This window comes from Pyxidicoccus trucidator, from assembly GCF_010894435.1.
GTDB classification, from domain to species: Bacteria; Myxococcota; Myxococcia; order Myxococcales; family Myxococcaceae; genus Myxococcus; species Myxococcus trucidator.
The window spans coordinates 42,439-64,132 of record NZ_JAAIXZ010000035.1; the positions used below are offsets into that span (position 1 = coordinate 42,439).

17 protein-coding genes and 1 pseudogene are annotated in these 21,694 nt (G+C 68.7%); 13 read left to right on the forward strand and 5 right to left on the reverse strand.

Annotated elements, in window-relative coordinates; genetic code table 11:
- Positions 1 to 17 precede the first annotated feature (17 nt).
- Together G4D85_RS47390 and G4D85_RS47395 are read right to left on the reverse strand one after the other, a co-directional pair.
- Positions 18 to 1,604 carry a DUF4166 domain-containing protein gene (locus G4D85_RS47390; protein WP_164021554.1) on the reverse strand — a complete coding sequence of 529 codons (1,587 nt, stop codon included), beginning with the start codon at positions 1,602 to 1,604 and terminating at the stop codon, positions 18 to 20.
- On the reverse strand, positions 1,601 to 2,782 hold the full coding sequence (locus tag G4D85_RS47395; RefSeq protein WP_164021556.1) for an SRPBCC family protein: 1,182 nt from the start codon (positions 2,780 to 2,782) through the stop codon (positions 1,601 to 1,603). Before G4D85_RS47395 ends, G4D85_RS47390 begins: the two co-directional genes overlap by 4 nt.
- Positions 2,783 to 3,071: 289 nt before the next feature.
- Here G4D85_RS47395 and G4D85_RS47400 point away from each other — a divergent pair, with 289 nt between their 5' ends.
- Together G4D85_RS47400 and G4D85_RS47405 are read left to right on the forward strand one after the other, a co-directional pair.
- The gene (locus tag G4D85_RS47400; RefSeq protein WP_164021558.1) at positions 3,072 to 3,626 is read left to right on the forward strand and encodes a Uma2 family endonuclease; all 555 of its coding nucleotides are present in this window, start codon (positions 3,072 to 3,074) and stop codon (positions 3,624 to 3,626) included.
- A 94-nt stretch (positions 3,627 to 3,720) separates the two neighbouring features.
- Entirely contained in the window at positions 3,721 to 4,740 is a 1,020-nt protein-coding gene (locus G4D85_RS47405; RefSeq protein WP_164021560.1) for an aldo/keto reductase, read from the forward strand.
- 10 nt (positions 4,741 to 4,750) lie between these two features.
- Here the strand turns inward: G4D85_RS47405 and G4D85_RS47410 are convergent, their stop codons facing one another.
- On the reverse strand, positions 4,751 to 5,731 hold the full coding sequence (locus G4D85_RS47410) for an aldo/keto reductase (protein ID WP_164021562.1): 981 nt from the start codon (positions 5,729 to 5,731) through the stop codon (positions 4,751 to 4,753).
- Positions 5,732 to 5,856: 125 nt separating this feature from the next.
- On the opposite strand from G4D85_RS47410, the gene G4D85_RS47415 reads away from it, so the two are divergent.
- The 9 genes from G4D85_RS47415 to G4D85_RS47460 all read left to right on the forward strand — a co-directional run bounded on the left by G4D85_RS47415 (position 5,857) and on the right by G4D85_RS47460 (position 19,420).
- The gene (locus tag G4D85_RS47415; protein WP_164021564.1) at positions 5,857 to 6,699 is read left to right on the forward strand and encodes an enoyl-CoA hydratase-related protein; all 843 of its coding nucleotides are present in this window, start codon (positions 5,857 to 5,859) and stop codon (positions 6,697 to 6,699) included.
- Complete coding sequence (locus tag G4D85_RS47420; RefSeq protein WP_164021566.1) at positions 6,696 to 7,379, forward strand: TetR/AcrR family transcriptional regulator; 684 nt, start codon at positions 6,696 to 6,698, stop codon at positions 7,377 to 7,379. Before G4D85_RS47415 ends, G4D85_RS47420 begins: the two co-directional genes overlap by 4 nt.
- Complete coding sequence (locus G4D85_RS47425) at positions 7,379 to 8,206, forward strand: SDR family oxidoreductase (RefSeq protein ID WP_164021568.1); 828 nt, start codon at positions 7,379 to 7,381, stop codon at positions 8,204 to 8,206. The genes G4D85_RS47420 and G4D85_RS47425 overlap by 1 nt, the downstream gene beginning before the upstream one ends.
- A 47-nt stretch (positions 8,207 to 8,253) precedes the next feature.
- A complete protein-coding gene (locus G4D85_RS47430; RefSeq protein ID WP_164021570.1) occupies positions 8,254 to 10,092 on the forward strand; it encodes an AMP-dependent synthetase/ligase in 1,839 nt (612 codons plus the stop codon).
- Positions 10,093 to 10,129: 37 nt separating this feature from the next.
- Positions 10,130 to 11,269, forward strand: coding sequence for an acyl-CoA dehydrogenase family protein (locus G4D85_RS47435; protein WP_164021572.1), 1,140 nt, complete (start codon positions 10,130 to 10,132; stop codon positions 11,267 to 11,269).
- Positions 11,270 to 11,288: 19 nt separating this feature from the next.
- Complete coding sequence (locus G4D85_RS47440; protein ID WP_164021574.1) at positions 11,289 to 12,437, forward strand: acyl-CoA dehydrogenase family protein; 1,149 nt, start codon at positions 11,289 to 11,291, stop codon at positions 12,435 to 12,437.
- Positions 12,438 to 12,469: 32 nt separating this feature from the next.
- A complete protein-coding gene (locus G4D85_RS47445; RefSeq protein WP_164021576.1) occupies positions 12,470 to 13,681 on the forward strand; it encodes an acetyl-CoA C-acetyltransferase in 1,212 nt (403 codons plus the stop codon).
- Positions 13,682 to 13,721: 40 nt separating this feature from the next.
- A complete protein-coding gene (locus tag G4D85_RS47450) occupies positions 13,722 to 15,899 on the forward strand; it encodes a 3-hydroxyacyl-CoA dehydrogenase NAD-binding domain-containing protein (protein WP_164021579.1) in 2,178 nt (725 codons plus the stop codon).
- Positions 15,900 to 16,228: 329 nt separating this feature from the next.
- Positions 16,229 to 19,420, forward strand: coding sequence for a CHAT domain-containing tetratricopeptide repeat protein (locus G4D85_RS47460; RefSeq protein WP_164021581.1), 3,192 nt, complete (start codon positions 16,229 to 16,231; stop codon positions 19,418 to 19,420).
- A 781-nt stretch (positions 19,421 to 20,201) separates the two neighbouring features.
- Here G4D85_RS47460 and G4D85_RS47465 read toward each other — a convergent pair.
- Complete coding sequence (locus tag G4D85_RS47465) at positions 20,202 to 20,354, reverse strand: hypothetical protein (RefSeq protein WP_205526028.1); 153 nt, start codon at positions 20,352 to 20,354, stop codon at positions 20,202 to 20,204.
- A 49-nt stretch (positions 20,355 to 20,403) separates the two neighbouring features.
- Between G4D85_RS47465 and G4D85_RS47470 the strand changes: the two genes are divergently transcribed.
- A complete protein-coding gene (locus G4D85_RS47470; protein ID WP_164021585.1) occupies positions 20,404 to 20,715 on the forward strand; it encodes a hypothetical protein in 312 nt (103 codons plus the stop codon).
- Positions 20,716 to 20,911: 196 nt separating this feature from the next.
- Here G4D85_RS47470 and G4D85_RS47475 read toward each other — a convergent pair whose 3' ends face one another.
- Positions 20,912 to 21,409, reverse strand: a complete 498-nt coding sequence (locus G4D85_RS47475; protein ID WP_164021587.1) for a hypothetical protein — start codon at positions 21,407 to 21,409, stop codon at positions 20,912 to 20,914.
- On the opposite strand from G4D85_RS47475, the pseudogene G4D85_RS47480 reads away from it, so the two are divergent.
- Positions 21,408 to 21,694, forward strand: a pseudogene (locus G4D85_RS47480) (hypothetical protein); the annotation flags it as partial. The gene G4D85_RS47475 and the pseudogene G4D85_RS47480 sit on opposite strands and share 2 nt — an antisense overlap.

Below are 21,694 nucleotides of genomic sequence, written 5' to 3' on the forward strand. Positions count from 1 at the left end.
TGTGGACGTGTTCCCGCTCAGGCCTTCGCTGGAGCCTGTGTCGCGCGGACCTCGTCCCTCCAGGCCTCGTAGTGGATGCGGCCCAGCGGAGTCTCATGCAGGCCCTCGGGGGACAGCGTGCCGATGATGTCCACGTGCTCGGAGCCATCCGGGGCGGGGTGGGTGCGGAACTCGACGCAGAGTCCGAACAGCGGCACCGGCAGTCCATGCCAGCGCACGCGGCGGCCTTTCAGGGAGACGCCGCCGTCCTCCAGTACACGGACGTCCAGTTCCACCTCCAGGCCGTGCTCGAGGAAGACTTCGTAGAGCCGGCCCTTGCGCACGACGAAGTCGGAGTCGAACACGCGCAGCACGCCATCGCAGTACAGCTCGCGGACGAAGTGCATGGAGCCGTCGACGCGGCGGAAGGTGCGGAAGCGCGAGGGGAAGGCCTGGGCCCCGTGCTCGGAGACGCCCTGCCCGAGCAGCCGGGTGGCCACCCATGCAATCCGCCGGGCCATACGCGTGCGCAGCTCCACCGAGGCGCGCACGGCCCAGGCACCGGGGTTGCTGTAGAAGCGCACCACGCGCGGGTCCACCCGCGTCACGCCTTCACCGAGCGTGGCCGCGAGCAGGGGCCAGGCCTCCGCCGCACCCACGCGCTGTCCCCAGTGAAGGGCGCGCACGCCCCGGCGATACACCCCGGCCGCGGCCCACGCGGTGATGAAGCTGGAGAGGAGCAGCCAGGCCGCTCGCCGCTCATCCACGAGTCCTGGCAGTCCGGGCCAGCGGGGGATGAGCACTGCTCGCGCGGTGGCGAGGGCGTAGTGCTGGAGGAGACTCCACCCGGCGCGCAACAGCCGCCCCAGTGTCAGGGCCATGCCGTGGGCGATGGCCGCCTCACCCGACACGGCGCCCGCGAGCGCGGGCTGGTCGAAGAAGCGGGAGCCGAGCGTCATCTCCAGGTGCTGTACGAGCAGGCGCCACAGTGGCTCGCCGTCATGGGCCCGGGCCTCCGCGAGGAAGGCCGCTTCGTGTCCCGCTTCCCGAGCCTCGGAGGCATCCCGCATGTGGGCCTCAATCCACCGCTCCTCGCGAATCTCCAGGGGGAGATTCTCCTCGCAGGCCCGTGCATACGAGGCCCACGCGGTGGTGCGAGGCCGCCCCTGGGCATCCACCGGCAACACGGCCGCGCCCAGGCGGGCGAACGGAGCGGACACACCCCAGAAGCGGCCCAGGGCCACGGCGCTGGCGACGAGCAGGTGCACCCGGGCCATGCGGCACGGGTGGGCACGGTAGAAGTCCGCGAGCAGCGCGACACACCTGCGGGACGCGCGCTGGCGGAGGACGAAGGCGTGGAGGTCCTCCGTCGAGGCGGTACCGGGCAGCCACTTCCGGGCGTCGGCGAGCTCGGAGGGAGCAAGGCCCTCCACGAAGAGAGGGCCTGCTTCGTGCGCCCGCCCCTGCCCCGCCATCGAGGACTCCGAGGCGAAGTCGTGGGTGTCCGGGGTCGCCATGCAGACCTCACACGCGCTTTCACGCTGCGCACCACTTCGCCCGAGCCGCTCCGTCTTGCTCCGGGACGAAGCGCCAGCAGCCAGCTCCGCCACGGCTGCCCCGCTCATGGCGACACCTCCACAAGTTCTCCACAGTCCGTCGCCGCGCCCGGCGCCCGGTGCTCATTGCCGGAGCCGAGCCAGCTCCGCGCCGCACCAGGAGCCGGCGCCCTGCCCAGCACGCGCGAGAGGAAGAACAGGGCGAACCGCCACCGTGAGCGACCCCGAGCCAGCGCACCCTCTTCCCCCGCGCACCAGCGGCGCAGCGTCTCGAAGCCCCACTCGGTGCCCAGCTGCATGACGGGGCGGAACAGCGCCGCGTCGAGCAGCTCCCCCGCGACTCCGTGCCGCGTCTGGTAGTCGAACACCGTCTTGAAGAAGGTGCCCTCGGGCCGGCGCTCGTAGAGCCACAGCCCGCGGCCCTTGAGGATGACGCTGCGGAAGTCGTCCGAGCCGAACTCGAAGGTGGAGCGCACCAGGGGCGTGTTCGCGAGGTAGCGGCCCCAGCCCTTGATTTCGAGTCCGAAGCCCAGGTGCGTCCGGTAGTCCATGAGGTGGAAGCCGCGCGCGTCCTGCTCGGGCAGGTACTTGATGGACGTGAAGCGCACGTCCCAGGCCGTGTGCAGCTCCGGCTCCTGCGTGCGCTCCCACACCCGCTCGACGGGGGCGGGGATGAGCGCCTCCACCACGATGCGGCGCGGAGGCGGCTGCTTCGGGAGCGCCGCCACCGGCACGCGGCGGAAGGCGAACCACCGGAACAGGTCCCGAGCGAACGAGGCGAGCGCCACCACACCCATCACCGTCATCAGCGTGCGCAGGGCCACGGGGACGGAGGGAGGGGCCACGCGCAGGCCCGTGGGCAGGAGTCGGTCCGGCCACACGGCATGGAAGATGGACATGAGGTACAGCCCGACGAGCACGCTGAGCACCACGTGCATGAAGTACTCGCCGCGAGGCAGGCCACCCTGGGGCGCGCGGCTGTCACGCTCCTCCCAGACATCGGCCCAGGCGACGAAGACGTCGGACGCGTAGAGCACCGCGAGCAGTCCCAGCGCGAGGCCCTGGAAGCGCAGGTGCGGCACCCAGAGGAACTGGAGCCCGTAGATGAGGTGGCGCACGGTGTGCCAGAGGACTTCACGCTGACACTCGGCGCGCTCCTGGAGACGGCCGCGCCACGTGTGGAAGTAGAGGACGTCGAAGGCGCCCAGCAGTCCGATGGCGAGCAGCAGGTAGAAGGCGGCGGTCATACCCGGCCCCTGTGCAACCGGGCGGCCAGGGCCGCGCGGCGCTCCAACCGTGCGGAACCTCAGGGCCTCACGGGGGCCACGGGCACGTCACTGTCAACGCCGTGGACAGCGGTGACAACGGCGCGAGTCAGTACACCTCGCCGGGAAACACGAAGGGCGCCTTGCATCACTCCGCCTTCAGGGACAACCTATGAGGAAGGGCCGCGAGTCACCTCCCTGACACGTCAGACCCGGCTGTTATTGCCCCTCCATGGAACTGGAGACGGGCGTCGGGGAACATGGGGCAGTCATGGAACGAAAACCAGCCACCTACGCGGACCTGGAGGCACTCCCCGACAACGTGGTCGGGGAGCTCATCGGCGGAGCGCTGCATGCCAGTCCCCGTCCGGCTGGGCCGCATACGATCGCGGCGTCCCGGCTGGAAATCGAGCTGGGAGGTCCGTTCGACCGGGGAAGAAATGGGCCCGGAGGTTGGATCCTCCTTATCGAGCCGGAGCTGCACCTGCGAGAGGACGTGCTCGTCCCGGACCTGGCCGGCTGGCGCCGCGAGCGGATGCCCAGGCCTCCGAGGACCGCGGCCTACACCCTCGCGCCGGACTGGGTCTGCGAGGTGCTCTCGCCCTCCACGAAAGCCCTGGACCGGAAGGTGAAGCTGCCCGTGTACGCACGCGAGGGCGTGCGACATGTCTGGCTGATGGACCCCGAGGCGCGCACGCTGGAGGTGTTCAGCCTGGAGGGCACGGACTATTCGCTGCACGCCACGCACTCGGGCCCGGCCCTCGTTCGCGCCGAGCCCTTCGAGGCCGCCGAGCTGGAGCTGGCCTACCTCTGGGGCGAAATGTAGGAAGCGCAGCGGCCATGAGGGCTGCGCCGTCCACTCCGCCCCGTTACATCTTGCCCCCGCATTTCCCAAGCAGGACACGCGAGGTGGCACGCACATGAATTACCGGCAGCTGGGCCGCACCGGCCTCTATGTCTCGGAGCTGTGCTTCGGAGCCATGACCTTCGGCGGAGAGGGAATCTGGAAGGCGATTGGCACGCAGGGCCAGGCGGAGGCCGACAAGCTCGTGGGCCGCTCCCTGGACGCGGGCATCAACTTCTTCGACACCGCGAACGTCTATTCCAACGGCGCCTCGGAGCAGCTCCTCGGCAAGGCCCTGGGGGCGAAGCGCTCCGGCGTCGTGCTGGCCACCAAGGTCCGCGGGCGCATGGGGCCGGGCGTCAACGAGCTGGGCCTGTCACGTGGCCACATCATGGACTCGGTGCACGCGAGCCTGAAGCGCCTGGGCACCGACTACATCGACCTGTACCAGATTCACGGCTACGACCCCGTCACGCCGCTGGACGAGACGCTGCGCGCGCTCGACGACCTCGTGCACCAGGGCAAGGTGCGCTACCTCGGCGCGTCCAACCTGGCCGCGTGGCAGCTCATGAAGGCGCTCGGCATCAGCGAGCACCGCGGCCTCTCCCGCTTCGAGTCCCTGCAGGCCTACTACACCATCGCCGGACGCGACCTGGAGCGCGAGCTGGTGCCACTGATGAAGGACCAGCACCTGGGCCTCATGGTGTGGAGCCCGCTGGCCGGTGGCTTCCTCAGCGGCAAGTACCGCCGCGACCAGCAGGGGCCCGAGGGCTCCCGCCGTGTCGCGTTCGACTTCCCGCCCATCAACAAGGAGCGCGCCTATGACGTCGTCGAGGTCATGGACGGCGTGGCGAAGGAGCACGATGTCTCCGTGGCGCGCGTGGCGCTCGCGTGGCTGCTGCACCAGTCGCACGTCACCACCATCATCATCGGCGCGAAGACGGAGCAGCAGCTCGAAGACAACCTCCTGGCCACCACGCTGAAGCTCACGCCCGAGCAGCTCGCGAAGCTCGACGCCGCCTCGAAGCTCCCGGCCGAGTACCCGCAGTGGATGCTCGAGCGGCAGGGCGCGGACCGCGTGTCCCCGGCGAAGTAGGCACGGTGTCTCAGTTCCACGGAAGGGAGGAGCGCTTCGCCCAGTACGCGCGAGGCGCCTCCACCAATCCGTGCAGCCGTGTGTCCAGGTCCGCGCTCCACTGCACGGAGCGCGCGGCCACGTTGTCCCGGAGCTGCTCCACGGTGGAAGCGCCGCTGAGCACCACGGACACCCACGGCTGCGCCAGCACCGCCGCGAGCGCGAGCGCATCCGGAGTCACACCCCGCTCGGACGCCAGCGCCCGCAGGGGCTGAAGCTCCGCGCTCGTGTCGCGTGAGGTGAGCCGGCCATTGGCCACGGCCTCCTTGACGATGACGCCCCAGCCCGCGGCGTGGGCCTCCGCGAGCGCGGGCCCGGCGGAGCGCTCCAGCAGGTTCCACGTGGCCTGCACGCAGGAGAACACCGGCGCGCCGTCCACGCGGACCTTCAGCGCGCGCCGCAGCACGTCCGCCTGCGAGGCACCGCTGAGGGACAGTCCTACGACGACGCCCTGCTCGCGCAGCCGCGCCAGCGCGGAGAGGACAGCGGTGTCGTCCAGCACGCCGCTCTCGAAGGTGGCGGAGTGCACCTGGTACAGCGCCAGGTGCGGCCCGAGCAGCGCGCGGCTCTCCCCGAGCTGCCGCTGGAGTGTGGCCAGCGAGTGGTCCTTCACCTCGTGGTGCTCGGCCTGGACCTGCCAGTCGGCGGTGTACGTGTACCCCCACTTGGAGCCCACGGTGACGTCCCCGGGACGCAGGTTCCGCTCGGCGAGCCAGGAGGCAAGGAAGGCCTCGGCGCGCCCGTACGAGCGGGCAGCGTCGAAGTAGCGGAGGCCGGCGTCATACGCGGCGTCGAGCACCGCGTGGGCCTGGCGCTCCATGGCCGAGACGGTGCGCTCCCCACCGAAGTCGCCGCCATGGCCGAGGGTGATGTAGCCCGGCCGACCGAGCGCGGCGAGTCCAAGGCCCAACGAAGAGACGGCGGGCCCGTGGGCGCCGAGGGTCCGAGTCATGCCACCCTACCTAACGCATGACGCAATCCGTCGAAAGGCAGACAGGCCGCCGAGCGGCCGTTCTTGTTGACACTGTGCCAACAACTTCCCATCATCACCCTCACAGGAGCACGGAGGCTCCTTCCATGAGCTACCAACACATCCGGTCTTCCTTCGCGGACCGGGTTGCCACCCTGGAACTGCACCGTCCTGAAGCGCGCAATGGCTTCACAGTGACCATGGCGGACGAGCTCGGTGACGCGCTCGACGCCGCCGATGCGAATGAAGACGTGCGCGTGGTCGTCCTCACCGGTGCTGGCAGGGACTTCTGCGTGGGCGCGGACCTCAGCGGCAAGTCGCTCGAGGTGATGAATGAGGAGACGCTGGCGCACGGCTGGGTGGAGCCGGCGACGCGGGTGACGCGCCGGATGTTCGCGCTGCGCAAGCCGGTCATCGCCGCCGTGCGCGGCGCCGCGGTGGGCGTGGGCTCGACGATGATCCTCCCCGCGGACTTCCGCCTCGCCTCGAAGGACAGCCGCTTCGGCTTCGTCTTCAGCCGGCGTGGCATCTATCCGGAAGCGGGCTCCAGCTGGTTCCTGCCGCGCATCGTCGGGATGGGCCGCGCGCTCGATTGGATGGTGAGCGGCCGCCTCATCAACGCGGAAGAGGCGCTCGGCGCGGGCCTGGTCCGCTCGCTCCACGAGCCCGAGGCGCTGCTCGACGCCGCCTATGCGCTGGCCCGCGAGCTGGTGGAGAACACCGCCCCGGTGTCCGTGGCCGTCATCCGGCAGGAGCTCTACCGGATGAGCGCGCTGCCTTCGCCCGAGCCCGCCTTCGAGCTCGACAGCCGGCTCATCGCCAGCCTGGGCCAGAACGCGGACGCGGTGGAGGGCGTGATGTCCTTCCTGCAGAAGCGTCCCGCGAAGTTCCCCCGGACGCTGGGGCAGGACCTGCCGGCGTTCCTCCCCTGGCTGGAGCAGAAGTCATGAGCCAGGCCGCCACTCCCCGCTGGAAGCGGCTCGAGCCGGACACGCGCCGGGAACAGATTCTCGAGTGCGCCGCGCGGCTGTTCGGCGAGCGCCCGTACGCGGACGTCTCCACCACGGACATCGCCCGGGAGGCAGGCGTCGCCCGGGGCCTTATCAACCACTACTTCGGGCAGAAGCGGGACCTCTACTTGAAGGTCGTGAAGAGGATGCTGCTCATGCCTGGCCTGGAAGAGAGCGTGCCCATGACCGGGAACCTGAGGCAGCGGGTGGAGCGCAGTGTCGAGTGGTACCTCGACACGGTGGCGGTCCATGGCAAGACGTACGTGGCCGTCACCGGCTCGGGAGGCATCGGCTCGGACCCGGAGGTCGAGCGCTTCATCTTGGAGGCGGACGACGTGGCCTCTTCGAAGACGCTCGCGTTCCTGGGCCTCAAGGTCGAGGTCGGAAGCGACGCGCGGCACAGGGCGATGATGCGCTCCTACGCGGGTCTGGTGAAGGCCACCATCCGTGAGTGGATTCGCGGCGGGACAATCTCCCGTGAGGACGCGCACCTGCTCCTGAGCGAGGCGCTCATCACCATCGTCCGCGACGTGTTCCCCCAGCTTGCCCAGACGGCCGGCCCCGGGCGTGACGACACGCGGGCGCCGAAGTCGGGGCCCAAGCGCGGAAAGGACTCCTGATGACCTCGAAGCCGCTCGCGGGACGCACGCTGTTGATGTCCGGAGGAAGCCGGGGAATCGGGCTGGCGATTGGCGTCGCGGCGGGACGGCTCGGCGCCAACGTCGCGCTGCTGGCGAAGACCGACACCCCGGACCCACGGCTGCCAGGGACGGTGCACACGGCCGCGGCGGAAATCGAGGCTGCGGGAGGCAAGGCGCTCGCGGTGGTTGGCGACGTGCGTGAAGAAGCGGACGTGCAGCGCGCCGTGGATGCGACGGTGGCGCGCTTTGGCGGCATCGACTTCTGCGTGAACAACGCGAGCGCCCTCGCGCCGCTCAAGACGGAGGAGCTGCCCGTCAAGCGGTTCGACTTGATGACGCAGATTCAGCTGCGGGGAACGTTCCTCCTGACGCGCACGTCGCTACCGCATCTGCGGCGCTCTCCGCACGCGCACATCCTCTCGCTGTCTCCGCCGGTCAACCTCGCGCCCCACTGGCTGGGCAAGCACCCGGCGTACACGCTGGCCAAGTACGGGATGACGCTGCTCACGCTCGGCTGGGCCGCGGAGTTCGCCGAGGCCGGCATCGCCGCGAATGCGCTCTGGCCCCGGACGCTCATCGCCACCGCCGCCGTGAAGAACCTGCTCGGAGGCGACACGTCGATGCAGCGGGCCCGCGCGCCGGAAATCATGGCGGACGCGGCCGTGGCCATCTTCCAGCGCCGGCCGCGCGACTGCACCGGGCACACCTTCATCGACGAAGACGTCCTCCGCGCCGAGGGCGTCACCGACTTCACCCGCTATGGGGGCGGCGACGACGTCCTGCTCGACCTCTACGTCGACCCCTGAAGTGGAACACGACAGCACGTCTGGTCATTGACTCCGGAGGAGATGCCATGAGTTCGTCTCTCGCAGCCCTGGAAGCGCAGTGCCAATCACAGGCGGACAAGCTCACGCTGCCGCTACTCCTCAAGCGCAATGCCGAGGAATACGCGGACGCTCCAGCCCTCAGCACAGGGGACCGGACGCTCACCTGGGCACAGCTGCGCGAGCAGACCGCCGCGCTCTCCCGGGGCCTTGGCGCGCTCCGGCTGACGCGCGGTGAGCGGATGATGATCATGATGTCCAGTCGGCCGGAGCACTGGGTCATCGACTATGCCGCCGCCCACCTCGCCGCCATCCCCTGTACCGCGTACCAGACGCTGAGCCCCGAGCAGGTGGGCTACGTCGCGCAGCACAGCGGCGCCACGGTGGTGGTGCTGGAGGGCGCGGACGAAGTCGCCCGGTGGCTGCGGGTGCTCGACACGCTTCCCACGCTCAGGCGGGTCATCGTCCTCGACGCCTCGGCGATTCCCGCGGGGGATGCGCGCTTCATCTCCTACGCCCAGGTCGAAGCCGAGGGACGCGCGCTGCACCAGGCGGACCCCACGGTCTTCGAGGAAGGGTGGAAGAGCATCCGGCCCGATGACCCCATCGCGATGATGTACACCTCGGGCACCACGGGCGACCCGAAGGGCGTGGTCCTGAGCCATCGGAACGCCTTCTACGAGGCCATCGCGGTGGACCTCTCCGCGCCCGTCCCGATGCGGATTCCCTCCATCGCCTATCTCCCGCTGGCGCACATCGCGGAGCGCGAGCTCGGCTTCTACCGCGCGCTCTACAAGGCGCTGCATATGCACATCTGCCCGGACCCGGTGGGCGTGGTGCCGCTGATGGCGAAGGTGCGGCCCCCCGCCTTCTTCGGCGTGCCGCGCCTGTGGGAGAAGCTCGCCGGGGGACTGCGGGCGAAGCTGGGCACGCTCGAAGCCGCCCAGCGCGAGCCCATCCTCGCCGCGCACGCGTTGGCGCTGGAGGCCTTCCGGCTCGAAGGCGCCGGCAAGGCCGTGCCTCCGGAGCTCGCGAAGAAGGTGGAGGAGGTGGAGGCCACCATCCTCAAGCCCCTGCGCAAGATGTTCGGACTGGATGCGCTGGAGTGGGCGAGCAGCGGCTCGGCGCCCATCCCCGTCGACATCCTCGAGTACCTCGGCGGCTTCGGCATCAAGGTGCTCGAGGTCTGGGGCATGAGTGAGACCACTGGCTGCGCCACCATCAACACGCCCACGGACTTCCGCCTTGGCGCCGTGGGTCGGCCCATTCCGGGCGTGCAGCTTCGGCTGGCGGCGGATGGGGAAATCTTCGTCCGGGGCCCGGTGGTGTTCCTCGGCTACCTCGCCGCCAATGGCAAGATTGTCCGTGCGACGGACGCGGATGGCTGGCTCGCCACCGGCGACATCGGCACCGTGGACTCCGAGGGCTTCCTCTCCATCACGGACCGGAAGAAGGAGCTCATCATCACCTCGAGCGGGAAGAACATCGCCCCGTCGAAAATCGAGGGCATGCTGCGCGCGCACCCCCTCGTCGCCCAGGCGCTGGCGGTGGGAGATGGCTGGCCCTACGTCACCGCGCTCATCTCCCTGGACCCGGACGCCGCGCCGCTCTGGGCCAAGGCCCGGGGTCTCCATTCGCAGTCGCTCGCGGAGCTGCTGAGCGACCCGGCCATTCGCACCGAGCTCGAGTCGCTCGTGGCCGCGACCAATGCCCGGCTCTCCCGGTCGGAGCAAGTCAAACACTTCGAGGTCGTCCCCGAGGTGTGGTCCCCCATGACGGGCGAGCTCACGCCGACCCTCAAGCTCAAGCGCCGCGTCATCCTCGAGAAGTACGCCGAGCGCATCGCCGCGCTCTACGCGAACGCCTGACCCCACCTGCTGGAACGGAAGCACGGAGCGCACCCCCATGCATGCGAGAACCCCGGAGCACGCCGCGTTCGCGGAAGCCATCGACGCGTTCTGTCGGGACAGGACCGGCACGCGCGCGCAGCGCGACGCCCTGACCCGGCACGGCACCGAGGCCCACAACCCCGCCCTCTATGCGCAGATGGCCGAGCTCGGCTGGCTCGGGGCGGGTATCCCGCTGAAGCATGGCGGCTCGGGCGGCGGCATCCAAGACATGTGTGTCTTCGCCGAGCGCACCGCGTACGGGCTCGCCCCGGTGGGTGGCTATGTCACCACGGCGGTCTCCGCCGGTCCGTACGTGAAGTACGGCACCGAGGCCCAGCGCGAGAAGGTCCTCGGTGGCATCACCCGGGGCCGCGTGGAGGCCATCTCCATCTCCGAGCCCGGGGCCGGCTCGGACGCCGCCGCCATCACCTGCCGCGCGACGCGCACGCAGGGAGGCTGGGTCATCAACGGGCAGAAGACCTGGTGCTCGAACGCGCACCTCGCGGACCACCTCCTGCTCGTGGCGCGCACCCACACCTCGGGCTCGCGGCACGAGGGCCTCACCATGTTCTGCGTGCCCGCCAGCACGCCCGGGGTGGAGATTCGCGGCATCCCCACCATGGCCGGCAAGGACGTCAACGACGTCTTCTTCACCGACTGCTTCCTGCCCGAGAGCGCCGTGGTCGGCGCCGTGGACCAGGCCTGGCCGCAGCTCATGTCGGGGCTCAACAGCGAGCGGCTCATCCTCGCGGCGACGATGCTCGGTCGGGGCCGGCGCGCGTTCGATGACGCCGTCGCGTACGTGAAGGAGCGCAAGCAGTTCGGCAAGCCGGTGGGCTCCTTCCAGGCGCTCAAGCATCGCATCGCGGACCTGGCCACCGAGCTCGACTGCTGCGAGCTGCTCGTCTACCGCGTGGCCGCGATGGCGGACGAGGCCCCGGAGCGGATGCTCCCGCGCGAGGCCTCCATGGCGAAGCTGAAGACGAGCGAGACGGCCAAGCGCGTGGCGCTCGAAGGCATGCAGATGATGGGCGGCTACGGCTACGCGACCGAGTACGACATGGAGTCGCATCTGCGGGCCACGGTCATCTCCACCGTCTACGGCGGCACGAGCGAAATCCAGCGCGACATCATCGGCAAGACGTTCGGGCTCTAGCGCGGAAGAGGGACAGACAATGACGGCACGTTCTCGGTGGAGCTCGGACGAGCTCGAGCAGGTGCGCGGGCTCGCGGCCATCTACTTCACGAAGGAAGTCCTCCCCAACGTGCCCAAGCACGTGGAGCAGGGGTACCCGGACAAGGCGCTCTACCGGCGGGCGGGCGAGCTGGGGCTCCTGTGCATGTCCATCCCCGAGGCCTACGGCGGCGGCGGTGGCACGTTCGCCCACGAGGCGGTCCTCATCGAGGAGCAGATTCGCGCCGGGGACCCGTCCATGGGCTTCGCGGTGCACTGCACCATCGTCGCGCACTACATCCTCGCGTACGCGTCCGAGGCCCAGAAGCAGAAGTGGCTGCCGAAGCTCGCCAGCGGCGAGTGGGTGGGCGCCATCGCGATGACGGAGCCGGGCACGGGCTCGGACCTCCAGGCCATCTCCACCCGCGCGGTGCGTGAGGGTGACTTCTACCGGGTGAGCGGCTCGAAGACGTTCATCTCCAACGGCCGCGTGTGCGACTTCCTCATCATCGCCGCGAGGACGGGGGACCAGAAGGGCCACGCCGGAATCTCACTGCTGTGTGCCGAGGTGTCCGACACGACGCCCGGCTTCGAGCGGGGCCGCATCCTCGACAAGCTCGGAGGGAAGGGCCAGGACACGACCGAGCTCTTCTTCGATGACCTGAAGGTCCCCGCCGTCAATCTGCTCGGCGGGGAAGAGGGCAGGGGCTTCGTCCAGTTGATGCAGCAGCTGCCCCAGGAGCGACTGAGCACGGCGCTCATCGCCATGGCAAGCATCGAGCGTGCCGTGGAGCTGACAGTCGACTACACCAAGCAGCGCCACGTCTTCGGCAAGCCCCTTTTCGCTCTGCAAAACACCCGCTTCGAGCTGGCGGAGTGCGCCACCCTGAGGCGCGTCTGTCGCACCTTCATCGATGACTGCATCGAGTCCCACCTCGCGGGGAAGCTGGACGTGACCACGGCGGCCATGGCGAAGTACTGGGTAACCGACCAGTCCTGCATCGTCGCGGACCGTTGCCTGCAGTTGTTTGGCGGGTACGGGTACATGAAGGAGTACCCCATCGCCCACCTGTTCGCCGACACCCGCGTGCTGCGGATTCTTGCCGGCGCGAACGAGGTCATGAAAGAGCTCGTCGCCCGCTCCCTGTAGACCCCTCCCACCGTTTCCCAAGGAGGCTCCTCATGAGCCAGGAAGCATTCATCTTCGACGCCGTACGCACCCCTCGTGGCAAGGGCAAGAAGGGTGCACTGCATGGAACCAAGCCCGTGTCGCTGCTCGTGGGCCTGGTGGATGCGCTGAAGAAGCGCCACCCGAACCTGGACCCCAAGCACATCGACGACGTGGTGCTCGGCGTCGTGTCACCCGTCGGCGAGCAGGGCGCGGACATCGCCCGGACGCTGGTGCTGGCGGCCGGCCTCCCGGAGACCACCGGCGGCGTGCAGCTCAACCGCTTCTGTGCCTCGGGCCTGACGGCGGTGAACATGGCGGCCCAGCAGGTGCGCTCGGGCTGGGAGCACCTGGTCATCGCGGGCGGCGTGGAGAGCATGTCGCGCGTGCCCATGGGCTCGGACGGCGGCGCCTGGGCCATGGACCCCGCCACCAACTACGACACGTACTTCGTGCCGCAGGGCATCTCCGCGGACCTCATCGCGACGATGGAGGGCTTCACCCGCGAGGACGTGGACCGCTACGCCATGCGCTCCCAGGAGCTGGCGGCCAAGGCGTGGGCCGGCGGCTACTTCAAGAAGTCCGTCGTTCCGGTGGTGGACCCGAGCGGCCTCGTCATCCTCGACCGCGACGAGCACATGCGCCCGGACTCCACCGTGGCGTCGCTCGGTCAGCTCAACGCGTCCTTCGCGGGCATGGGCGAGATGGGCGGCTTCGACGCGGTGGCGCTTCAGAAGTACCACTTCGTGGAGCGCATCAACCACGTGCACACGCCGGGGAACTCGTCCGGCATCGTCGACGGCGCGGCGCTGGTGCTGGTGGGCTCGGAGAAGGCCGGCAAGGCGCTCGGCCTCACGCCGCGGGCGCGCATCGCCGCCGTCGCCACGTCCGGCTCGGACCCCACCATCATGCTGACGGGCCCGATTCCGGCGACCCAGAAGCTGCTCAGCATCGCCGGCCTCACGGCGAAGGACATCGACCTCTTCGAGCTCAACGAGGCCTTCGCCTCGGTGGTCCTCAAGTACCAGAAGGAGTTCGACATTCCGGAGGAGAAGCTCAACGTCAACGGCGGCGCCATCGCCATGGGCCACCCGCTCGGAGCCACTGGGGCGATGATTCTGGGCACCGTGGTGGACGAGCTGGAGCGGCGGAAGGCGCGCCGCGCGGTCGTCACCCTCTGCGTCGGCGGCGGCATGGGTGTGGCCACCCTCGTCGAGCGCGTCTGAGTCCCTCTTCCCTTCTTTTCGACAAGCATCGAGCGAACCCATGAGCGAACAGAACACCATCCGCTGGGAACGAGACGCCGACGGCATCGTCATCTTGACGATGGATGACCCGGGCCAGTCCGCGAACACCATGAACGCCGCCTACATGAAGTCCATGCGTGCGGTGGTGGACCGTCTGGTCCAGGAGAAGAACAGCATCTCGGGCGTGGTCATCACCTCGGCGAAGAAGACCTTCTTCGCGGGTGGCGACCTGAACGACTTGCGCAACATCCAGAAGGAGAACGCGAAGCAGGCGTTCGAGCTCGGCCAGGAAATCAAGGCGCAGCTTCGGACGCTGGAGACGCTGGGCAAGCCCGTCGTCGCGGCCATCAACGGCGCGGCGCTCGGAGGTGGGCTCGAAATCGCGCTCGCGTGTCACCGGCGAATCATCGCCGACGTGAAGGGCGCGCAGGTCGGCCTGCCGGAGGTGACGCTCGGCCTGCTCCCCGGTGGCGGCGGCGTGGTGCGCACGGTGCGGATGCTGGGCATCGTGGACGCGCTGATGAAGGTGCTGCTCCAGGGCCAGAGCTACCGTCCCCAGGAGGCGAAGGAAGTCGGCCTCGTGCACGAGGTGGTGGAGTCGGTGGACGCGCTCCTGCCCGCGGCGAAGGCGTGGGTGAAGGCGAACCCGAGCGCGCAGCAGCCGTGGGACCAGAAGGGCTACAAGATTCCGGGCGGCACCCCGTCCACTCCGGCCCTGGCGGCGAACCTGCCCGCGTTTCCCGCCAACCTGCGCAAGCAGCTCAAGGGCGCGAACATGCCGGCGCCGCGCGCCATCATGGCCGTGGCCGTCGAGAGCACGCAGGTGGACGTCGACACCGCGTTCACCGTCGAGTCGCGCTACTTCACGGAGCTGGCCACCGGCCAGGTCGCGAAGAACATGATTCAGGCGTTCTTCTTCGACATGCAGCACATCAAGTCGGGCGGTGGCCGTCCCAAGGGCTTCCCGCAGCACACGGCGAAGAAGGTCGGCGTGCTCGGCGCGGGGATGATGGGCGCCGGCATCGCCTACGTCTGCGCCAAGGCCGGCATCGACGTGGTGCTCAAGGACGTGAGCCTCGAGTCGGCCGAGAAGGGCAAGCAGTACTCGGCGAAGCTGGTGCAGAAGGGCATCGAGAAGGGCAAGGTCACGAAGGAGAAGGGTGACGCGCTCCTCGCGCGCATCCTGCCCACCGCGGACGCCGCGGCGCTCAAGGGCTGCGACCTGGTCATCGAGGCCGTGTTCGAGGGCGTGGAGCTGAAGCACAAGGTGTTCCAGGAGATTCAGGACGTGGTGGCCCCGGACGCGGTGCTCGCGTCCAACACCTCCACGCTGCCCATCACCCTGCTGGCGGAGGGCGTGAAGCGTCCGGACGACTTCGTCGGGATGCACTTCTTCTCCCCCGTGGACAAGATGCCGCTGCTGGAGCTCATCGCCGGCAAGAAGACGAGCGACGCCACGCTGGCGAAGGCGATGGACATCGCGGTGCAGATTGGGAAGACGCCCATCATCGTCAACGACAGCCGGGGTTTCTTCACCAGCCGCGTGATTGGCACGTTCCTCAACGAGGCCATCGCCATGGTGGGCGAGGGCATCTCCCCCGCGTCCATCGAGCAGGCGGGCCAGCAGGCGGGCTACCCCGCGGCGCCGCTCCAGTTGATGGACGAACTCACGCTGACGCTGCCGCGCAAGATTCGCCTGGAGACCGAGGCCGCCGCCAAGGCCGCGGGCAAGCCGTGGATGGACCACGGCAGCTACGCGGTCATGGACGCGCTGATTGACAAGCACCAGCGCAAGGGCCGCTCCACCGGAGGCGGGTTCTACGACTACGCGGACGGCAAGCGCACGGGCCTGTGGCCGGGGCTCGCGCAGCACTTCACGAAGCCCGGCTACACCATCCCCTTCGAGGACATGAAGGAGCGGATGCTGTTCGCCGAGGCCATCGACACGGTGCGGTGCTTCGACGAGGGCGTGCTCCGCTCCGTCGCGGATGCGAACATCGGCTCCATCCTCGGCATCGGCTTCCCGCCGTGGACGGGCGGCGTCGTGCAGTACATCAACGGCTATGAAGGCCGTACCGGGACGGGGCCGCGTGGCTTCGTCATCCGCGCGCGTGAGCTCGCGGAGCGCTACGGGAAGCACTTCCTGCCGCCCGCGTCGCTCGTCGAGAAGGCCGAAAAGGGTGAGCTGCTGAAGTAGCTGTTCCACAGCGCGCGCATTTCGAGACGCGCGTCACGCTCCCGCTGGAGTGGCGGCGGGAGCAGTCGCGGGCGATGGACAGGGCGGCACGTCAGTACGAGGCGGAGATTCTCGCCGCCTTCAAATCGGACCTCTCGAAGAGTCTGGAAGAGGCCTGGCTCACCGAGGTGGGCAGCATCTCCAGCAGTTGACTACAGGCCCTCCCCCTGCCGCAGCCCAAATCCCCATGTCATTATCTCTCCCGGCAAGGGGGAGAAACTCCATGGATAGGCAGCTCTACTCGTCCCGCCAGGCCATGCGTGGAACCGCAGCCGGACCAGGAGAGAGAGATGCGTCAGCTTTTTGGGTGGTTGCTATTGGGGATTCTCTGCTGTGCGGCAGGAGGGCGGGGCGTCGAGGAGAAGCCGGATGCGCGGCTGCAGGAAGCGCAGGCCGCCTTTGACGAGGCGACGAAGCTCAAAGAGGAGGGCGGGTATGCCAAGGCATTTGTCCGGGCCGAGCATGCGCTCAACCTCCGCGAGGCGGTGCTCGGAGCCATGCACCCCGATGTTGCCAGCTGTCTGAGCCTGATGGGCCAGCTTTCCTGGCGGCAAGGGGGGGAACTTCTGACTCGCGGCGAGCCACTCCTCCAGCGCGCGCTCGCCATCCGGGAGGCGGCTTTCGGCAAGGAGCACCCCCTCGTCGCCTCCTCGCTCAACGGCTTGGCCATCCTCTACGCGGAGCAGGGGTTGTACGGCCGGGCCGAGCCCTTGTACCAGCGCGCGCTCGCCATCCGGGAGTCGGCGCTCGGCAACAACCACCCCGACGTCGCCCAGACGCTCAACAACCTCGCCAACCTCTACGCGCAACAGGCGTTGTTCGACAGGGCGGTGCCGCTCCAACAGCGCGCGCTCGCCATCCGGGAGTCGGCGCTCGGCAACAACCACCCCGGCGTCGCCGAAACGCTCAACAACCTCGCCCTCGTCTACTTGAACCAGGGGTTGTACCTCCGGGCTGAGCAACTCTTCGAGCGCGCGCTCGCCATCCGGGAGACAGCCCTTGGCAAGAACCACCCTCTCGTCTCCACCACGGTCCACAACCTCGCCCTGCTCTTCATGACCCAGGGGTTGTACGGCCGGGCCGAGCCGCTCTACCAGCGCGCGCTCGCCATCAACGAGGCAACCCTCGGCAAGAACCACCCCCTCGTCGCCTCCGTGCTCCACAACCTCGCCACCCTCTACGTGCAACAGGGGTTGTACGGCCGGGCCGAGCCACTCTTCCTGCGCGCACTCGAGATCCAGGAGGCGACCCTCGGCAAGAACCACCCCGACGCCTCCCACGCGCTCCACGCCCTCGCCAATCTCTACGCACAACAGGGGTTGTTCGACCGGGCCGAGCCACTCCTCCTGCGCGCGCTCGCCATCAACGAGGAGGCCCTCGGCAAGAACCACCCCCACGTCGCCGCCGGGCTCGACTCCCTCGCCAATCTCTCCGTGGACCAGGGGTTGTACGCCCGGGCCCGGCCCCTCTTCCAACGTGCGCTCGCCATCCGGAAGAAAGCCTTCGGCGACAACCACCCCGCCGTTTCCACCTCGTACCTCCATCTCGCCGAGTTCGCCATGTTGCAGGGCTCGTACGGCCGGGCCGAACCACTCCTCCTGCGCGCGCTCGCCATCCGGGAGGCGGCCTTCGGCAACCACCACCCCGACGTCACCCAATCGCTTACCAAGCTCGCACGGCTCCGCTTGGCCCAGCGTCGCCTCCCTGAAGCACTGCCGCTATTCACGCGAGCCTTCGCTATTTTCGAGCAGCGCCTGCGCCACGAGGCCCTCGACTTCTCCGAGGCGCGCCTGGCCAACTTCCTCCAGTTTCTGCGCGCCGATGAGGAACGCCTCTATGCCCTGCTGCGCGCCCATCCAGACAACGCCAGCGTGAGACGTCTGGTCCTGGGCGTGGCCCTGCTCCTCAAAGGCCGCTCCGTCGAGGAGACGGCCAACATCTCTCGTGCTGTCTACCGGAGCCTGGGCGCACCGGAGCAGGACACCTTCGAGCGCCTGCGCGGGCTGCGCACCCAGCGGGCCAGACTCTCGCTCCAGGGCCCTGGCTCGTTGTCACCCGCGGCCTACCAACAACAGCTCGCTGATCTCGCCAGGCAGGGTGATGCCCTCGAGGCCGACCTCGCTCAGCGCTCCGCACCCCTGCGCGCGCTGGCCGCGCTGCCGTCTCCCGCGGACGTTGTCGACCGTGTCGCCGAGGTCCTGCCCGGGGACGGTGCCCTCGTCGAGTTCATCACCTACGTGGACCGCCCGCCCGTGCCCAAGCCCGGCACGCGTGAGTCCCGGCGGCCCGGCCAACTGCGCTACCTGGCGCTGGTCCTCTTTCCAGACGCGACCATTCGCACGCTGGACCTGGGCCTGGCCGAGCCCATCGACCTGGCCGCCTCGAGTCTGCGAGACGCCCTGGCCAACCAGGACGCTGCCTTCCAGGTCAAGGCCCAAGCGGTCTACCAGCTCGCGTTCCAACCCCTGCTTCCGCTGCTGGGGAAGACCCGCCGGCTCTTCCTCGCACCGGATGGGCAGCTGGCCCTGGTGCCCTTCGCCGCCCTGCACGACGGGAAGCAGTTCCTCGTGGATACCTTCGACTTCACCTACCTCACCTCCGGCAAGGACCTGCTGCCTCGCGCCCAGGAGATAGCCCCCGCCGCCTCCGTCGTCGTCCTCGCGGACCCGGCCTTCGGCGCTGCGCTGCCGGCATCCGCTTCCTCCACAGCAGTGACTCCAGCGGCGGCCGAGCGCTCCGCTTCCGTAGAGCGCTTCTTCTCCTCGCTGCGCGAGAGCCCGGTGCAAAGAGACTGGGACGTCGCGCCGCTGCCGGGCACCCGCAAGGAGGCCGAGAGCATTCAGCGTCTGCTTCCCCAGGCCCGGCTTTTCCTGGGCCCCGAGGCCACGAAGGAGCGGCTGCTGCACCTGCCTCCTCCCGGCATCCTCCACCTGGCCACCCATGGCTTCTTCCTACAGGACGCCCCTGCCTCCACGGGCTCCCGCGCCATTGTCCACTTTGGTGCGCTAGGGGATGGCACTCCCGACTCGCTCCCGCCGGACCCGCTGCTGCGCTCCGGCCTTCTCCTCGCGGGCGCGCGCACCCCGGACCCTGGCACCGCCGACCCCGACCAGCCTCCGTCCGAGAGCGCGATGATGACGGCACTGGAGCTGGCCGGGCTCGACTTCTGGGGCACCCAGTTGGTGGTGCTGTCCGCCTGCGATACGGGACGGGGGGACGTCAAACTCGGCCAGGGAGTCTACGGACTGCGCCGAGCGCTCGTGGTGGCCGGAGCGGAGACGGTGGTGATGAGCCTGTGGAAGGTGAAAGACGACACCACGTCGCAGTTGATGGAGGCCTACTACCGCAACCTGCTCGCGGGGAAGGGGCGAGCCACCGCCCTGCGCGAGGCCATGCGCTGGCTGCGTGCCACAAAGCCCCATCCTCATTTCTGGGCCCCCTTCATCGTGCTGGGCCGGGATACGCCCCTGCGCCTGCCCTGAGCGCCAGAAGCAGCGGAATCACCACCTGGCGTCGCGTGCCGGGGCGTCGGAAGAGCCGGTGCTGGATGCGAGGGGGCGGGAGCACCTCGCCACCCTGCTGGATGGGTTTGTACCGATGCGGTGCATTGCAGGACCGTGCCAGGTGGCAGTTGGGTTCGGGACAAGATCATCAAAACATTTCAATGACGTGGCGCGGCCCCTTCAACAGGACCTCATCCCACCTGATGGTCTGCGATTTCCGCTGATTCCAAATCGAATTGCTGCCTGGTCACATGAGGGATTTATTCATTGTGGCGATGGAAGTCGTTGATTTACCTCGACAAAGAATCAGCGGCAGCGAGCGCTAACAATTTCTTGTGCATCACTTTCCCCCGCGCCGGCTCATCACATTCGACGGTGAAGGGCAGGCCGCGCAGCCGATGCACGGCTGGGCCCGGCGCCGTCGAGTCCAACACGTCGGTTGGCCACAACCATGGAGGGGAAGAATGCGAGTTCGGGGATTGGTGTGCCGTAGCGTGTGGAGTGCAGCCCTGTTCGGGTCGCTCCTGGCGGGATGCGGGGGCGAGACTGGCGTCAACAGTGAGGCTTCGGAGTCGTCGGAAGCCGAGGCCGTGTTCGAAGGAGCCGTGCCTGTTGCTGACGAGCGGAACGCAGCGGATGATGGCCCCGGGTCAATTGTCGCGGGACAGGTTCACTCGGCATCCACGTCCTGCGCGAGCAGCATCTTGACGTGGAGCCAGCCGCGAACGGCCTGGAACTCCAATGTGAACACCGCGGGGACCTACTTCTGCGACGCGAGTGCTCCCGGGGCCAGCCATGGCGCCACCCGCGTCTTCTCGGCGTCCAACGCGGCGCGCACCGGCACGGCCCAGTTCAGATGCGACAATGGCACGTGGGTGTGGGTGAGCGGCACCTGCGACGGAAGGGTCGTCACCACCGCAGCCGCCTCGGGTACTTCCACCGTGTGCTCCCACGCGGACCCCGTGCGTAGCAAGTGGATCGGCTGGTACCGGGCCGATTTCAAGCGGTGCGCGGATGCCGATGGACTCGAGTGGTGGGTCACTCAGTACAACAACAACAACGGTTGCCTGGCGTCCAACAACTACGATGGTTTTGGGACCAAGGACGCCTGCTGGCGCTGGCATTTCCAAGAGGCCGGGCGTGACTCATACGAGGAGGCCAAATCGACCGGTCACATCTCCTCTACGGACGAGGTCATCCTGTGCGGTCCGAACGCCGCCTATCCTTGGATCCACAACGTGACCAACGGAACGCAGTGCAAGTACAAGCCCTGAGTTGTTCTAGCGAGCCTTTTTGAGGTGTGAGCCGGCATTCGCTCTCTGCCGGCTCTCATCCCTCGACACGCCCCCGCGCACCTCGCTTCTCGGGGGAAGCACCGGGAGCACAGCGCTGCCCGGTGCTTCCGTCCGTGGGGCTCGCGCTCACGGCGGGTTCAAGCTGGAACACCGCCGAGCGCTCCCGCGTGCCGCGTCAGGGGACGCTGGAGTCGGTCAGGACGTAGCTCACCGTCCCGGAGCACGCGAGGCTGGAGTAGCAACCGGCGCGGACCTCCGACTTGCCGGCGCCGGTGGCCGGCACGAGGTAGGAGATGAACGACAGGTTGCCGCTGCAGTCCTGGTCATTCAGCGCCACCTGCGTGCCCGTGCTCCCGTAGAGCCGCAGGAAGGTGTCGCCCACGCCAGAGGCTCCAGGCACCCCGCAGGTGCCGACCTTGAGGCGCTGACCCGGCCGGAGGTAGACGGGGCGGTTCGTCGTATTGAGGGTGGCGTTGCTGGTGTTGCTGGCGGTGTAGCTGAACGCGCCGCTGATGGTGTAGGCCACCGTGCCGCTGCAGGGGTTGTTGGCGAAGCAGCCGGTGCGCACCTGGTACGTGCCCGTCGTGGGCCCGGTGTACGTAATCTTCGAGAGGAGCCCACAGCCGTCTTCATTCGCCGCGACCTGCGTGTCCGTCAGGCCGAACAGGCGCATGGATGTGTCGCCGGTGGCCGAGGTCCCCACCGTGAGCGTCTCACCGGCGAGCAGATACACGGGCCTGTGGTCGGGGCTCGCCCAGCACTTCACGAAGCCCGGCTACACCATCCCCTTCGAGGACATGAAGGAGCGGATGCTGTTCGCCGAGGCCATCGACACGGTGCGGTGCTTCGACGAGGGCGTGCTCCGCTCCGTCGCGGATGCGAACATCGGCTCCATCCTCGGCATCGGCTTCCCGCCGTGGACGGGCGGCGTCGTGCAGTACATCAACGGCTATGAAGG

Excerpts from the sequence above, each read along its gene's own strand:
- G4D85_RS47390 (WP_164021554.1), bottom strand. The coding sequence starts at position 1,604 with ATGAGCGGGGCAGCCGTGGCGGAGCTGGCTGCTGGCGCTTCGTCCCGG.
- G4D85_RS47395 (WP_164021556.1), bottom strand. The coding sequence starts at position 2,782 with ATGACCGCCGCCTTCTACCTGCTGCTCGCCATCGGACTGCTGGGCGCC.
- G4D85_RS47400 (WP_164021558.1), top strand. The coding sequence starts at position 3,072 with ATGGAACGAAAACCAGCCACCTACGCGGACCTGGAGGCACTCCCCGAC.
- G4D85_RS47405 (WP_164021560.1), top strand. The coding sequence starts at position 3,721 with ATGAATTACCGGCAGCTGGGCCGCACCGGCCTCTATGTCTCGGAGCTG.
- G4D85_RS47410 (WP_164021562.1), bottom strand. The coding sequence starts at position 5,731 with ATGACTCGGACCCTCGGCGCCCACGGGCCCGCCGTCTCTTCGTTGGGC.
- G4D85_RS47415 (WP_164021564.1), top strand. The coding sequence starts at position 5,857 with ATGAGCTACCAACACATCCGGTCTTCCTTCGCGGACCGGGTTGCCACC.
- G4D85_RS47420 (WP_164021566.1), top strand. The coding sequence starts at position 6,696 with ATGAGCCAGGCCGCCACTCCCCGCTGGAAGCGGCTCGAGCCGGACACG.
- G4D85_RS47425 (WP_164021568.1), top strand. The coding sequence starts at position 7,379 with ATGACCTCGAAGCCGCTCGCGGGACGCACGCTGTTGATGTCCGGAGGA.
- G4D85_RS47430 (WP_164021570.1), top strand. The coding sequence starts at position 8,254 with ATGAGTTCGTCTCTCGCAGCCCTGGAAGCGCAGTGCCAATCACAGGCG.
- G4D85_RS47435 (WP_164021572.1), top strand. The coding sequence starts at position 10,130 with ATGCATGCGAGAACCCCGGAGCACGCCGCGTTCGCGGAAGCCATCGAC.
- G4D85_RS47440 (WP_164021574.1), top strand. The coding sequence starts at position 11,289 with ATGACGGCACGTTCTCGGTGGAGCTCGGACGAGCTCGAGCAGGTGCGC.
- G4D85_RS47445 (WP_164021576.1), top strand. The coding sequence starts at position 12,470 with ATGAGCCAGGAAGCATTCATCTTCGACGCCGTACGCACCCCTCGTGGC.
- G4D85_RS47450 (WP_164021579.1), top strand. The coding sequence starts at position 13,722 with ATGAGCGAACAGAACACCATCCGCTGGGAACGAGACGCCGACGGCATC.
- G4D85_RS47460 (WP_164021581.1), top strand. The coding sequence starts at position 16,229 with ATGCGTCAGCTTTTTGGGTGGTTGCTATTGGGGATTCTCTGCTGTGCG.
- G4D85_RS47475 (WP_164021587.1), bottom strand. The coding sequence starts at position 21,409 with ATGCGCCTGTTCGGCCTGACGGACACGCAGGTCGCGGCGAATGAAGAC.